General features: G+C 55.7%; 15 protein-coding genes and 1 tRNA gene. 6 read left to right on the forward strand and 10 right to left on the reverse strand.

Going from position 1 to position 14506, the window contains the following annotated elements; genetic code table 11:
• The first annotated feature begins 56 nt into the window (after positions 1-56).
• Genes CW354_RS16740 through CW354_RS23160 form a run of 3 tightly spaced genes read left to right on the forward strand, consistent with a single transcriptional unit; the run spans position 57 to position 2334 of the window.
• Positions 57-1505 (forward strand): type IV secretory system conjugative DNA transfer family protein, encoded by a 1449-nt coding sequence (locus CW354_RS16740; protein ID WP_104831241.1) that lies wholly within the window; start codon positions 57-59, stop codon positions 1503-1505.
• A gap of 20 nt (positions 1506-1525) precedes the next feature.
• The gene (locus CW354_RS16745; protein WP_104831242.1) at positions 1526-2080 is read left to right on the forward strand and encodes a hypothetical protein; all 555 of its coding nucleotides are present in this window, start codon (positions 1526-1528) and stop codon (positions 2078-2080) included.
• A gap of 17 nt (positions 2081-2097) precedes the next feature.
• Positions 2098-2334 (forward strand): hypothetical protein, encoded by a 237-nt coding sequence (locus CW354_RS23160; protein WP_133162351.1) that lies wholly within the window; start codon positions 2098-2100, stop codon positions 2332-2334.
• A 12-nt stretch (positions 2335-2346) separates the two neighbouring features.
• Here CW354_RS23160 and CW354_RS23165 read toward each other — a convergent pair whose 3' ends face one another.
• Positions 2347-3675: a hypothetical protein gene (locus CW354_RS23165; protein ID WP_133162352.1), complete on the reverse strand. Its 1329-nt coding sequence runs from the start codon at positions 3673-3675 to the stop codon at positions 2347-2349.
• 129 nt (positions 3676-3804) lie between these two features.
• A complete protein-coding gene (locus CW354_RS16755; RefSeq protein ID WP_104831244.1) occupies positions 3805-4059 on the reverse strand; it encodes a hypothetical protein in 255 nt (84 codons plus the stop codon).
• 258 nt (positions 4060-4317) lie between these two features.
• Here CW354_RS16755 and CW354_RS16760 point away from each other — a divergent pair, with 258 nt between their 5' ends.
• Entirely contained in the window at positions 4318-4860 is a 543-nt protein-coding gene (locus CW354_RS16760; protein ID WP_104831245.1) for a recombinase family protein, read from the forward strand.
• 25 nt (positions 4861-4885) lie between these two features.
• The gene (locus CW354_RS23170; RefSeq protein WP_133162353.1) at positions 4886-6118 is read left to right on the forward strand and encodes a hypothetical protein; all 1233 of its coding nucleotides are present in this window, start codon (positions 4886-4888) and stop codon (positions 6116-6118) included.
• 399 nt (positions 6119-6517) lie between these two features.
• Here the strand turns inward: CW354_RS23170 and CW354_RS16770 are convergent, their stop codons facing one another.
• Together CW354_RS16770 and CW354_RS16775 are read right to left on the reverse strand one after the other, a co-directional pair.
• On the reverse strand, positions 6518-7723 hold the full coding sequence (locus CW354_RS16770; protein WP_423793547.1) for a tyrosine-type recombinase/integrase: 1206 nt from the start codon (positions 7721-7723) through the stop codon (positions 6518-6520).
• Positions 7724-7994: 271 nt separating this feature from the next.
• Positions 7995-8068, reverse strand: a tRNA-Gly gene (locus CW354_RS16775).
• A gap of 148 nt (positions 8069-8216) precedes the next feature.
• On the opposite strand from CW354_RS16775, the gene CW354_RS16780 reads away from it, so the two are divergent.
• A complete protein-coding gene (locus CW354_RS16780; RefSeq protein WP_104831248.1) occupies positions 8217-8459 on the forward strand; it encodes an HP1242/YdcH family protein in 243 nt (80 codons plus the stop codon).
• Between the two features lie 82 nt (positions 8460-8541).
• Here the strand turns inward: CW354_RS16780 and CW354_RS16785 are convergent, their stop codons facing one another.
• The 6 genes from CW354_RS16785 to CW354_RS16810 all read right to left on the reverse strand — a co-directional run bounded on the left by CW354_RS16785 (position 8542) and on the right by CW354_RS16810 (position 14314).
• Complete coding sequence (locus CW354_RS16785) at positions 8542-9441, reverse strand: beta/gamma crystallin family protein (protein ID WP_104831249.1); 900 nt, start codon at positions 9439-9441, stop codon at positions 8542-8544.
• 80 nt (positions 9442-9521) lie between these two features.
• Positions 9522-10154: a trimeric intracellular cation channel family protein gene (locus CW354_RS16790; RefSeq protein WP_104831250.1), complete on the reverse strand. Its 633-nt coding sequence runs from the start codon at positions 10152-10154 to the stop codon at positions 9522-9524.
• A gap of 53 nt (positions 10155-10207) precedes the next feature.
• A complete protein-coding gene (locus CW354_RS16795) occupies positions 10208-11365 on the reverse strand; it encodes an acyl-CoA dehydrogenase family protein (protein WP_104831789.1) in 1158 nt (385 codons plus the stop codon).
• 84 nt (positions 11366-11449) lie between these two features.
• The gene (locus tag CW354_RS16800) at positions 11450-12796 is read right to left on the reverse strand and encodes an OmpP1/FadL family transporter (RefSeq protein WP_165793789.1); all 1347 of its coding nucleotides are present in this window, start codon (positions 12794-12796) and stop codon (positions 11450-11452) included.
• A gap of 175 nt (positions 12797-12971) precedes the next feature.
• Positions 12972-13832: an NAD(P)-dependent oxidoreductase gene (locus CW354_RS16805; RefSeq protein WP_104831252.1), complete on the reverse strand. Its 861-nt coding sequence runs from the start codon at positions 13830-13832 to the stop codon at positions 12972-12974.
• Entirely contained in the window at positions 13832-14314 is a 483-nt protein-coding gene (locus CW354_RS16810; RefSeq protein ID WP_104831253.1) for a flavin reductase family protein, read from the reverse strand. The genes CW354_RS16805 and CW354_RS16810 overlap by 1 nt, the downstream gene beginning before the upstream one ends.
• Positions 14315-14506: the final 192 nt, after the last annotated feature.

Below are 14506 nucleotides of genomic sequence, written 5' to 3' on the forward strand. Positions count from 1 at the left end.
TTAAGGCGCGTTTTTCTAAAGTTTGATCGGATGGCAAGTAAAAGAGGCGATTTGACTTGCTCGATATTTTTCCGCGAGGCGTAGAAAACAAGGCGAATCCGAACGCCTTTCCTGACGCCGCCTGGGCGAGCCCGGCGACGCTCACAGCGCATGCAAAATGGAAATTCGAACCCGGCGCGATCCTTGCGGGCCGGATCGGCAATACGCCGCTGGGCCTTACCGATGACCGGCACCTGATCACCGTGGCCGGGTCGCGCGCAGGCAAAGGCCGCTCGGCGATCATTCCGAATATGTGCCTTTATCCGGGCTCGATTGTCGCTATCGATCCCAAAGGCGATCTTGCGACCGTCACAGCCGCCAGGCGCGGCAATGGGTCGAACGATTCAGGGGGCATGGGCCAGGATGTGTTCGTGCTCGATCCCTTTGAATCGGCGCAGGGCGCCGCCAGCGATTACCGGGCCTCATTCAATCCGCTGGATATGATCGATGCGGACGGGCCATATGGCCGGGATGATGCGGCCCTGCTGGCCGATGCGCTGATTATCCCGTCAAAGGTGGAACAGCACTGGACCGATGCAGCGCGATTGCTCCTGACCGGGGTAATCCTGCATATCTGCGCTACCTGTCAGGGAGAAGAGCGCAGCCTGATCGCCGTTCGCAAGGCGCTGACCGCCGATATGGACGGCTTTGCCGAACTGCTCGCCGAAATGTCCGTCTCCGAAACCGCAGACGGCGTTGTCGCGCGGGCGGCCAATACGCTGATCGCCATGTCCGATAAGGAGCGCGCCGGAGTCCTGTCCACGGCCATTGTCCAGACCGGGTTTCTGGACTCCCCGGCGATGCGCAGCGTCTTACAGCGTTCGGATTTCATGCTTGGCGATCTTAAAGAGAAACCGACAAGCGTTTATCTCAGCCTTCCGGCCGGACGCATGGGCACGCATAGCCGGTGGCTGCGCCTGATGATCGCGCTGACCATCGAAGCGATGGAGCGCAACCGCACTAAACCAAGCCATCCGGTTCTGATCATCATGGATGAGTTTCATGCCCTGGGGCAGATGAACGTGATTGAACGGGCGGCGGGCCTTATTGCGGGCTTTGGCGTGCGGTTATGGCCGATCCTGCAGGATATATCGCAGCTCAAAGCGCTGTACCCGCAAAGCTGGGAAACATTCCTCGGCAATGCGGGCTTGAGCCAGTGGTTCGGCATTAATGATCTCACGACGCTTGAATATCTTTCAAAGCGTCTCGGGCAGACGACGCTGGATGTCGTCAGCCAGGGCGAGATTTCCAAAGGACAGGCGATGAACGGCTTTAGCGGCAAGAGCCTGTCCAAGCAGGTCGTCTCCCTGATGAGCGCGGAGGAAATCAGCCGGTATTTTTCCCGGCAATCGGGGCGGCAATTGTTGCTTTATCCTGGCTCCGACCCGATTGCGGTTGCGCGGATCGATTATGATTCAGATCCGCTGCTCACCGGAAAGTTCGACGCCGATCCCAATTATTCTTGAGGCAAGTATGAGATAGGCCGATGTTGAGTATCAGCGAAAAAGCCGACTGGAAGACGCCCGGCCTCAAAGGCCGGATGAAAAACGGCATCTATAAAGGCAAGCTGTATACGGCGATGCCATGGCGGCTGCTCACAGCCGGGAAGAATGCAGTGATCGCGAGTATATTGATCACAGCCCTGTTGATGTGGGCCGCTGATGAAGGTTTCGAAATTCTAGATACGATATATGTCTTTATCGGCGTGTTCGTGCTTCTCGCTTACCCGTTTTTTGTGGTTTTCGACCCCGGCAAGAAGATCAAGATCACGCCGCAACACCTTCATGTCGGTTCAAAGCGATATGATTTGCACAGTTGCGGTCGGTTCTTTCCGCTTAAGACAGGGAAAGGCCGCCTTGATGACATCATCACATTTGAATACGGCAACAATCAAAAACGAATCCGTATTCGCAATGGCTGGCGGCATACGGAAAACATCGTCCAGAAACTCAACGATTCCGTAAAGCTAGTCTGCGCCCATCGACAGACCCAACAAACCGCTTTGCGAAGCCGTCTGGAAACCCGCTCCGCCACGTTTTAAACCCAAAGGAGGCGCCCATGCCCCCGCACTGGACGGAAACAAACAAGCATAAGGCCAAAGAAGCGTTTGAAACCGCGCCAAGGGAAGTGCGACAGCATCACAACCGACAAGCGCCCGAACGCCCGCCACAGCCGCAATTAAAGCCCAAAGGCCCATTACGGGATGCTGTTGATCGTCAGGTGCGGGAAAAAGCGGAAGCCATCAAGGCTAAGTTTACTTATGACCGCCAAAAAGAGCTTGCCAGGATAAAATAACCGATTCAGAAGCTACCCATTTGACAGTGGTCTTGGCTTTAAATGGTTTGTGTTTGTCCATAACGGATGCTGCACTTCCTTTAAATCAATAAGCGGATGAATACCCCAAGGTATTTCATTGCTGTTTTTGGGTATAGGAATTTCAGGCAGGCTGTATTCTTGGCGCACTTCATTGAATGTGTGAATCCACTCGTCATAACGGTCTTTAATCATTTCAACCGGCGGGAATTCATGCGAGTTCCAGAATTTTCTATGCCAAAGAGCCCGAGCCTCGTCTACATCAAACACAAAATCTATATCTTCGTGGGATACATCCGCCAGTGTTCTAATACGGGGTTGTGAATTTGTAGCGTTATGATCCTGACCTTTTTTCTTTTTAAATAGACTTATCCCAAACATGCTTTTAACTCTTCTACTTATTTTTTCCTGATGCGGCACAAATGCTTCCGCCTCACCATCAATATAAACTTTTTTCTGGTAGATCACGTCAAACACGCGATCATTTTTTTGTTTGTATGCTGCGTAATAAACAGGCATTCGAAAATCTTGCTTCGCAAATGGCCTATACTCAAATATGAAACGCAGAGCATTAACCAGCGCCCTGTATGGAAATCCCAGCCACACACGACTAAAGTTAGTATACGGAAATTTTCCAAAAGATGCAAACTTTTCAAGCGCTTTAGTGCGAGTCTGGACTTCTGGCCAAAGCTCTGTGAGTTCTTTCAATCTATGCATAACATCCCTTAGCTGGTGGCGCAAAACATCCGGATCGTTATTGCCCGGCGCGCCTAAGCCATCAAAGCCAGCTATCACTATATCCGTGTGGGATTTTATTGCACGCAAACATGCGGCGTATTTGTAAAAGAAGAATGCTGAGCGTTTTCCAAATGCCCGCGAATTTAGAGAAAGATATAAATCGATATCGCTTATGGAGGCGGCAAGCTTTTTTAGGTCCGGGTAATTTTTGCGAATTAACTTCGACACACGGATGCTTAGGGCCGCGCCCTGAGTTTGGTTGGAAAGTAATGAAACAGAAGGCCGCCTATTAGAATACACGAGCGCAACGAATCCAGCCGATGCTTCCGCGATATTGCCTGTCCAATTTACTTGATCTTGCGATATGTGCCAGCAATGCAATGAAACAAGTCTTTGCTGTCTTTTTGCTGCCCCCCAGTTGTAAAATGCGACTCCAAAACTGACCAGCCCTGAAATCAATAATGCATTAATCCAAAATTCTGCACTTGTTCCCGTAGCGCACGCACCGTCGATCACCCATTCCCAAGTAAATGGAATGAGTTGCTCGCCTTCTGGGCGAACTTCGCAATAGTCTAAGATCGACATAAAACCCCACCGCTTGAATGGGGTATAGATAATCAAAATTATTACTACCCAGCAATATTCAATTTATTCCCTATTTAAAGGAGAGGAATGTTAAGGTATTGAATTACCATCTGGAATAACGCCCACCTATCAGCCGAAAACAATGGAATATGAATACAGCCCGCTCAGGATCGCGGGAATGAACGCAAAGATGAAAGTCAGGGCCTTGTTATTGCCCCAAAAGCCTTCGCCTTTGAACAGCCAATAGATAATCGTGACAAGACCGCCGGGCAGGAAAAGCGCGATGTGAAGCAGCATCGGCGGCAGCTCCGAGGGGATAAAGCTCAGGAACATTGCAGCAAGAGACGTAATGAGAACGAGAAACCAGGTAACTCTGTAGAACATAACTTTACCCAAGATATTTTCGGCAATGATCGACGTGAAAAAGGTGATAGCGCTGACTTATCGACGCGCTACAGCGGACCATCGGATGTGCGTTGTCGTCTCACGCACTTATCCACTGGTAAAAGGCTCCCTTTATAAGATCGTCCTTGGGGACCTCAGAAGATTGATAGATACTGGAGATCAATTGAGGGATAGGCGTAACGCAAAAGGGAGGCTTTTTGGGCGTCAACGCTCAAATGAATATTTGAAGGGAAAAGAATGCTGGTCGGTTACGCGCGGGTTTCAACGATAGATCAGAATTTGAATTTGCAGCTTGATGCGCTCAAACGTGCAGGATGTGCCACGGTCTATCAGGATGAAGGCGTATCCGGTGCGAAAGCTAAGCGCCCCGGCCTGAGCAAGGCATTGAGACGACTTAAAAAGGGTGATGTCCTGGTAGTGTGGCGACTGGACCGGCTGGGTCGATCCATGCGGCACCTGATTGAGCTGACCACCATGTTTGAAGCCAAAGGGGTTGGCTTTCGTTCCCTCTCTGATGCGATTGATACATCTACGGCAACCGGCAAGCTGTTCTTTCATGTCACGGGGGCCTTTGCCGAGTTTGAACGCAATCTGATCTCAGAACGTACCAAGGCAGGCATGGCGGCAGCGAAGGCGCGCGGCGTGAAAATGGGACGACCGAGGAAGCTGACGCGCCAGCAACAGATAGCGCTTGCGGAATTTGATAGTGATGCGCTTGATCAAGCAGCAAAAAACTTGGGGGTGGATGAGAAGCCAGGCGACGACAAGACTATACAGTAGAATTTGGCTGTGTTGATGTTGGCTTATGAAGCACAACAGCGTCGTACTCACTCGTAAAGAGCTTTATGACCTCGTCTGGTCAAAGCCAATGGTCAAAGTGGCGAGTGACTTTAACATCTCCGATGTTGCCATGAAAAAGGTATGCAAGAAGAATAATATTCCCGTCCCTCCCCGTGGCTATTGGCGGCGCGTTGAAACAGGCAAGCCTGTAAAACAAATTAAATTGCCCAAGGTTGAGAATGCACCCTCTATTGCTATCGACATCAGGCAACGTGTGGAGGAGATTGCAAAAGAATTTATGACGGAAGAAATAACACAGAAAATTTTCAACGAGTCAGAGCCGGAATCAAAGATTCTTGTGCCTCATTTTCTGACCCATCCTCATAAAATAACAACAATCACAAAACACCTGTTAAAGGCTGCCAAGGAAGATGAATATGGCGCGATCAAGTGTTTGTCAGAAGAAGCGTTTTATGTACGTATAGGGCCAGCTTCCACGGACCGCGTACTACGCATCATAGATACTTTTTTGAAAGCATGCGAAGAACGTGGATTTACTATTCGCGCGGGCGAGAAGCGAGACAACAATCGATATATAGATCATGCGAAACTGATCGTTGATGGAGAGGCGCTGGGTTTTTCCATTGAAGAAACCATCAGGCGCAGACCGCATAAATTGACCGAAAAGGAGCTGGCGCATCAAAGAAAGAACAATCGCAGTTGGTCTGACTATTCTTATCTGCACATCCCAAATTATGATTTTTTTCCAACGGGAAAGCTTACGCTCAAAATTGACGGACATTATGGCTCCCGGCTTCGCTCTACATGGAATGATACAAAACGCCAATGGATAGAGGATCGTTTAAACGAGGTGATTGTCGCGTTGCTGGAGGCTTCTGCCTGGATAAAACAGCGACGAAAAAAGCAAAAAGAAAAGGAACAACGTCATCAAAAGGAATTGGCCAGACGGGCGGAGATACGAAAACGCTATGATGAAGAGTGTGCAGCAATTTCGCAATTGGAAACAGAAGCGACAAACTGGCGGCAGTCGGAAAATATACGCGCCTATGCCGCAGCATTTGAGTTAAGGGCTTCAGAGAACGGCCAATTAACAGAGGCGCAAAGAGAGTGGCTGCTGTGGGCACGCGAACATACAGACAGACTTGATCCACTTTGTGAAACAAAACCATCATCTCTTGATACAAGTGAAGAAGATATGCGGCCTATCTCTATCTGGGAAATGGCGGATGAGGAATGAAAATGGTGCGGGCGGGGGGACTCGAACCCCCACGGGCAAATGCCCTACGGATTTTCATACGCACTACGGCTTTCGCCGCCCTGCCCTTATGCACGGCGCATAAGAGCAAGTTCGTGGTCTGGACTATACCTTCACCGTAGCCAGGTTCCTGGCCTTAGGCGCTGCCCGTCTAGTCTCTACACCTTCCCCATTGAATGTTCATTCAACAGGGCTTGGCTCGGGATCGGCAAGGTCGGATACGTCATCCGCCGTAGCTTTCCCCGAATTTGAGCAGTTCTACTCCCGCCGTTTCCGGCGGGGCACTCAAAGGTCGCTTAAGTCCGTTGCGTCTACCGGTTCCGCCACGCCCGCATTGTTATTAGATAAACAGAATACAGCCTTGAATTGCAACAGCTAATTTTATTCTGCCAACAGACTCTCGGCAGTGATGGGTTCGCTCTTTTTGCTTTTACGCGGGCGGCGCACATTGATAGCGGCGGTATCGAGGCTGGTCTTGATGTGGGAAGCGTAATAGGTCTCGATCATTTCCACGCTGGTGCGGCAGTTCTTGGCGATCTGATAAATGTCGGCCCCTTCCATGAGGCGCAGACAGATATAGGTGTGGCGAAGGCTGTAGGCCGTGCGCCTTTGGCCTTCTCGGTCGATTTTCAAGCCTTCCTCCTCAAGGATGTTATTGAAGAGCTGTCGCGGGAAAACCGGGAATAAAAGATCCATGGGTTTTGGCTTGTTGCGCTCCACAAGACGCTGGAACGGGCGCACCGCCCCCGTCATGCTCTTGCAATAGCCGACCCCGCGTTTACCGCGCACTTCTATTTCCAGGATCGTTTCCTCGGTATCCTCGTCTTCAACTATCGTCACGTCACGATATTGAAGGCTCAAGGCTTCGTCCGGCCTTAGGCCCGTATTGGCCATAAACAGGACGAAGTCATGGAGTTGTTCGCAGTTGTGCTTCCAACGCGGCTTTGGTGGGTTTTTGATGCGACGGCGCGTCGCTTCGTAGAGCTGTTTGTATTCCTCCGGCGAGAACCATGCCCTGCGTTTGATTTTTCCCGACGTTTTGTAAGGCGTCGACAAATCCGGCAGGTGCGTCAGCCAGCCATGGCGCATGGCTGTTTTTAAAACCTGACGCAGCGTGAAGATTTCCTGATGCAGCGTGCTGCGCGCGGGCGGACCGTAGTTCTTCGGATTGCCGTCATCGTCTTTGCGGTTGTACCGGGGAACCGAATTTTTCTGTCGGAACACACGGTATTCCTGAACCATACCGGCAGTTATTTCGGAGAGACCTTTGTCTCCGAAATACGGAATGAGATAATTTCTGAGCCTTCGTTTTGTGTTGTCGATGTAGACTGGGCTGCGCTCTCCGAGCGTAATAACCTCGTACTCTTCCAGGAATTTAGCAGCGGCCTGTTTGAACGTTTTTTCGTGCTTGAGCTGGCCCATCACTTTCTTGCCGCGCAGGCCGAGATACCAGTCTTCTGCAAAGTCTTTCGCGCGCGAAAGAGAGTCTTCTTTCGTGCTCGTTCTCCAATTTCGTCCGTCCAGGAACGTTGAGCACTGCCAGTAGCGGCTGTCGCCACGGCGATAGACGTAAACTTTGCCTCCCATGATTTTGTGCTTTTCCGTCAAACCGGCGCCTCCAACTCACACGCACACCGTGAAAGTGTGTAACAACTGTGTAAGTAGCATTCAGGAGGTTAAATTTCAATAAACGACTGTTTTATAAGGGGTTTTTGTTGTGGATAAGTGGGAAACTAGGGGTTTTAAGTCTGTTGCGTCTACCGGTTCCGCCACGTCCGCGTCAGGGACCGCACTAAACAGGCGCCCTTATGGATTGGCAACCGTAAACCGGGATGAGGCCCGGCCTCAGAAGGGAGAATGGAGCGGGTAGCGGGAATCGAACCCGCATCTTCAGCTTGGAAGGCTGTGGCTCTACCATTGAGCTATACCCGCGGCCCCTGATATGGGCAGTCCTAGATAACGGATTTCAGGCCTCGCGCAAGCCTGAAAAAAACCGCCGGGAGCCGGATCCTATTTGACGGATGTCAAACCGGGCCGGGCCTGCTATGGCAGGCTGAGACCAGTAAAAGGAGCCCGCTTCATGACCCACACGCCCCATGAACTCGCAGAAGAATTTCCCGAAAAAGCCGATCTTATCCACAAGCTGAAAGAGACGGACGCGCATTTCGCCAAGCTCGCCGAGGAATATCATGAGCTCAACCGGGAGGTGCACAGGCTGGAGACCCGGGTCGAGGCGTCGAGCGAAGAGCACGAAGAGGAGCTTCGTAAAAAGCGCATGGCGCTGAAGGACCAGATCGCCGCCATGCTGGCGAAAGCCGACTGACGGCTCTTGCGCGCCTTTCAACATCTGCGGCGGGCTCTTGCTGAAGGCCCGCCGTTTTGTTTTCGCCGTCTATCCGCCGGCCTTATTCGCCGAGATAGCGGATCGACGAGATCTTGTTGTTCAGCTTGAGCGAGCCGAGATTGGAGACCGAGCTGTCGACCACAGCGCAGCGCCCGCCGCCATCCTTCTTTGCGCAGACCTCCCAGCGCCCGCGCTTCACGCGAAGGCTCGACGCGCTGTCATTGAGGCCGATGAAGCGCAGATCGCTCATGCTGGAATGGCGCTTGCGATAGCGGCTCATGTCATAGCGGACATAGCTGCCGTCGAGAATCCCGATGGAAAAATGAACGCCGTGGCCGCCGAAACCCTTTTTCGGAAACAGCTCAATGTCCTTGGGCGGAATGAGGCCCACCGTGCGCCGCGGCGCGCCGCCGCCAACCGGAAAGCCGGTTCCGTAAACCTCCTTGCACAGCTCGCGGGCGTAATAGCCGAACTGGTAAACCTGGTCCGGGTCGCTATGGCCGCGGCGGTGATGCCGACCGGCGCGCGCTTTCGGGATATGCGCATTATGGCCGAATTCATGGGCGACCATTTCCACCACCTCGCAGAAGGGATCGCGCGTCATAAGCGCCGAACAGATCCGCACCCGGTTGCCGCCGACGATCGTTCCCTGCACGGCGGTATGGGTGTCGCAGTCCTTGTCCGCCTTGCAGACAAAACTCAGCTTGTCGACCCGGCGCTCGATCTGGCGTTCGGCGCGGCGCTGCTGGCCTTTGCGTCCTTCGATTTCGAAATCGTTCTTCAGAGTCTTCTTGTACCTAACCAGAAAATCCTTGGCGGCGCGCAGATGCGTCTGAAGGTCGGCGGGGCAATTCTCGACGCCGGGCAGCAGTTTTTGCGCCGCGGCCGGCGCGGGAACGGCGATTGGGCAGGAAAGCGCAAGGACGGCGGCGATCACGCGGCCGGATTTGGCGATGAACATCGGTCTCTCCCCGTTTCGATATGACGGGCAAAGCCTAGGCGCTCGCCTCGATCCGCACTGTGACGAACGTCACTAGCCGGCTATAATTCGCTTTTTCTCGGGCGGGCGTATCTTGGCGAAGGAATATTGAAGATGATCGCCGCCGCCCGGATCGCGAAGGTCGTCAGCGCGGCGATGACGGCGACAAGGCTTTCCGGAACGCCGGCCGCGAGAAGCCCGACAAAAACCCCGGCCCCGATCAGCGCCGCCGTCGCGTAAATATCCTGCTTCAGGATCAGGGGCGGCTCGTTCAGGAGAACATCGCGGACAACGCCGCCGAAGGTCGCCGTCACCGCGCCCATGAAAATGGCGATCACCGCCGGGGCTTCCGCCGCCAGCGCGGCCTGCGCGCCGAGGACGGAAAAGACGGCGAGCCCCATGGCGTCGGCCCAGATGAGCGCTTTCAACCGCGAGTCGATCAAAGGCTGCGCCAGGGTCGCGATGACCGCGCCGGCGAGACAGATGAACACCGCCGACGGCGCGGCGATCCACCAGACCGGAAAAGAGCCGAGCAGCACGTCGCGGATGGTGCCGCCGCCGACGCCGGTGACGAAAGCGATCATGGCGACGCCGAACACGTCCATGTCGTTTCTGAGCGCGGTGAGCGCGCCCGAAATCGCAAAGACGAAAAGGCCGATGACGTTAAGCGCGGCGAAAATCTGGGCGGTTTCCATGCGCCAGCTTAGCGCCGATTCAGCACCGCCCGGCAAGCGCCCCCTTAATCCTGCTAAAGCGTGCGCGCGATCAGAAGCTTCATGATCTCGTTGGTGCCGCCATAGATGCGCTCAACCCGGCAGTCGGCGTAAAGCCGGCTGATGGGATATTCGTCCATATAGCCGTAGCCGCCGAAAAGCTGCAGGCATTTATCGACGATTTCGCCGCACAGATCCGTGAGCAGCATTTTCGACATGGAGGCGGTCGCCGCATCGAGCGTGCCGTCGATCAGCTGCTGCGTGCATGAGTCCACGAAGACCCGCGCCATGGTCGCTTTCGCCTTGCATTCGGCGAGAACGAACTGGGTGTTCTGGAATTTCAGGATCGGGCGGCCGAAAGCTTCGCGCTCTTTCACATAATCGATGGTGAGCTGCAGCGCGCGCTCGATCTGCGCCATGGCGCCGACGGCGATCTGGTGGCGCTCCTGGGGCAATTGCTCCATCAGCTGGAAGAAGCCCTGGCCTTCATCCGTTCCCAGAAGGTTTTCCGTCGGGATCTTGACGTCGTTAAAGAAGAGCTCGGAGGTGTCCTGCGCCTTGTTGCCGAGTTTTTTCAGATTGCGGCCGCGTTCGAAGCCGTCCACTTCGTCGGTTTCAACCACCATCAGCGAAACGCCCTTGGCGCCCTCGCCGGGATCGGTTTTCGAAACGACGATAATGAGATTGGCGGTCTGACCGTTGGTGATGAAGGTTTTCGAGCCGTTCATCACATATTGGTTGCCTTGTTTAATCGCGGTCGTCCTGACCGCCTGAAGGTCCGAGCCCGTGCCCGGCTCGGTCATCGCAATAGCGCCCACAAGTTCGCCCGTCGCCATCTTCGGCAGCCAGCGCTTCTTCTGTTCTTCCGTGCCGTAATGCAGGATGTAAGGCGCAACGATGCAGTTGTGCAGCGCCGCCCCGAACCCTTCGACCCCCGCCTGGCTTTGCTGTTCGATAAAAATCTGTTCATGGGCGAAATTGCCGCCGGCGCCGCCATATTCCTCGGGCATCGACATGCACAACAGCCCCGCCTCGCCCGCCTTCTCCCAGGCCCAGCGTTCGACCTTTCCCGCATCGCGCCACTTTTCGACATGGGGCGCCAGTTCGCGGGTGAAAAACTTGCCGACTTCATCCTCGAAGAGCTCGAGATCGTCGGTTTTCCAGGCGGGTTTCGGGGTTTGAAGGACGGACATTGGGAAGCTCCAGAAGCTTTGTTCGCCTCCGTAAATCGCATAGCGCGCGGCGGGCGGCAATGGCGATGTGCAGCGGCCTAAGGCCTAGAATTTCCAGTCGATTCCAATGGCGGCGGCCACCGTTCCGGCTTTCCAGTCGCCTTGGTAAGAGCCGCGGAAAAGGTTTTCGGGATAAGCGGCGGATTCGTTCAAGGGCAGCGTGTCGTGGAAAATATAGGAGGCCGCGAGATGCAGCTTTGCCTTGTCGGAAAGCTTGCGGGAATAGCCCGCCCCGACGAGAACCCGGCTGTCGCCCGGAAGACGCGGGGAGGCGTACGCCTCGTTCACCGGGCCTTCCTCATACATGACGCCGAGACGGAACGTTTGCGCCGGCCCGAAATCGCGCTCCACGCCGACCGCCCCGCCCCAGGTGTTTCCCCAGTTCTGGGTGAGGGTTTCGGCGGGCTGGGCGGGATTTTCAAACCGCGTCACGAGCTCCTTGAACGCGCCCCAGCGGTTTTGCGACGCAGAAACCATGAGCCGCGTATTCTCCGACGCCTCGATCCGGGCGCCGAATTGCAGCGTCGCCGGCGTCGTCAGGGTGCTGACCGTATCGGTGTCGAGAAACAGGCCCGCCGCGCCGGCGAGAGTCTGGGCGGCCGCCGAGTCTTCTATGGCGAAATCGACGGAGCCTTTCAGCCTGTGGTCGATCTTCGAGGAATAGCTTGCGCCGAAAGTGACGCGTTCGCCGATGACGCCCTGAAAGCCGGCGGCGAACCCGTAGCCCCAGTCCGTCGAATTGATCTTGTAAAACACATCGTCCGTGCCGGGAACGGCGGACGTCATCAACAGCGCCGCCTCGATTCCGGCCGCATCATTCGCGCCCTCGATGTCGTTTTCCAGATATTGAAAGCGCGGCCCCGCCGCAATCGACCAGCCGCCGCCGAGATCGATCCCGAGAAGCGGCGAAACGGAAGCGGCGACAACCTGTGACAAGGTGCCGTGATAGCGAGCGACGGAGGCGTCGTCATAAGACGAGTTGAAGCCGAAAGGCGCATAGAAGGCGAGCCCCGCAAAGAGGCGGTCATTGAGCTTTGTCGCGACGGCGCCCGTAGGAAAAACGCCGTCGCCGATCACCGCATCGCCGGACGTCTCGCCGGCTACGGGAACCGTTCCGAACAGCGCGGCCTCGGCATTGTCATAGGAGGTGTCGTTCCACACGCCGACCACGCTGAAAGAGGTTTCGAAGCCTTCAACGCCGACGATCGAGGCCGGGTTGAAATAGGCGTTGCCCGGTTTGCCTGGCGTCGCCTGGGCGCCCGCCGTCGCCGCGCCCAGCGATTCCGCGCTCTGGGTGTTGAGCGCAAATCCCGACGCCGCCGCCGGCGCGGCCTGTCCAAAGACCGCCAACGCCGATAGCGGCGCGACGCCGATTGCAATTTTCGCCTTCATTATTGAAGCGCCTCGCCTTGTCACTGCGGGCGTCATAATCGGCCCGGCCCGTTGATTTCTTGTTACCCTTGCGGAAAGAGCGCGGAAATTGCCCACCGCAGCTTTCCGTCTCATGGCTCAAAAAAGTTAACAGAAATCTTGTGATCGCATTCGGCGCGCCCGTCCAGATTTCTTGTCAGCCGCTCTTATTAAGCCGCCGGACGAGGCTTGAGGTGTCCCAGCGTCCGCCGCCCATGGCCTGAACATCGGCGTAGAACTGGTCCACGAGCGCCGTCGCCGGCAGGCGCGCGCCGTTTTCCCGGGCTTCGGCGAGGGCGATCCGCAAATCCTTGCGCATCCAGTCCACCGCGAAGCCGAAATCGAATTCATCCGCCGCCATGGTCTTGGCGCGGTTTTCCATCTGCCAGCTTTGCGCCGCGCCGCCGGAAATCGCTTCAAGCACGCGGTCGATATCGAGACCGGCCTGCGCAGCGAAATGCACCCCTTCGGAAAGCCCCTGCAGCACCCCGGCGATGCAGATCTGGTTCACCGCCTTGCAGAGCTGGCCGTGACCCGCCGGCCCGATATGGACGATCCGCGCCGAATAGGCCTCCATGGCGGGACGGGCTTTTTCGACATGGGCAGCATCGCCGCCGCACATGACGGAAAGCTTGCCGTTTTCGGCGCCCGCCTGGCCGCCCGACACCGGCGCATCCACAAAGCCGACGCCTTTTTCGCCGAGCTGTGCATGCAGCGCCCGCGCCAGCGCCGGCGAGGCTGTGGTGTGATCCACAAAGACCGCGCCCTCTTTCAGCCCGTCCATGGACGCCGCGACCACCGCCTCGACATCGGGATCGTCGCCGAGACAGGCGAAAATGAGGTCGGCGTCTTTCACCACGTCAGCCGGCATCGCCGCCGCCGCGCCCTTATGATCCTTGACCCAGCTTTCGGCCTTTGCGCCCGTGCGGTTGTAAACGGCGACGTCATAGCCTTTTGCGGCGAGATGGCCGGCCATGGGATAGCCCATGACGCCAAGCCCCAGGAATGCAGTTTTCATTACGGCTTCTCCGTGCCCGGAATGTAGTTGCTCGCATAATAGATCAGCGGCGCGCCCTCGGCGCTGTCGAACTTCGCCACCTCGCCGACGAGGATCACATGATCGCCGGCTTCATGGCGCGCAGCGACTTTGCAGTCGAAACCGGCGAGGCGGTCCTTCAGAACCGGCGCGCCCGTGACCCAGTTTTCGAACTCGTCCTCTTTCGGCCCGTCGGGCAGAAAATGCGCAAAACGCTGCGAGGCCGCCTTCTGACCGGCATGAAGGATCGACACCGCATAGCTATCCGCCGCCATGAAAGCACTGTAAGAAGAAGCGCGGTTTTCGAGGCACCACAGCACCAGCGGCGGCTCCAGCGACACCGACGTGAATGAATTGACCGTCAGGGCCGCGATCGCCCCTTCCCCGTCCCGGCAGGCGGCGACGGCGATTCCGGTAGCGAAACGGCCGAAGGCGTTCTTCAAAGGTCTGTATTTATCGGTCATCCATTAACCTAGCGTCATGGGGCTCTTCCCACAACATATTGAAACATTTAGGACTTGTGGCGTTAGCATCAAATCTGGAAAATACAAAGCGCCAGCATGTGCGCCGGGAACCCTCGGCGCATGGAATTGGTTCACAACAGGGCCGGGTCACGACAATCTGACATGATGGACGCTTTTATAGCAGCCCCTTGG

This window comes from Hyphococcus luteus (genome assembly GCF_002943565.1).
Lineage (GTDB): Bacteria > Pseudomonadota > Alphaproteobacteria > Caulobacterales > Parvularculaceae > Hyphococcus > Hyphococcus luteus.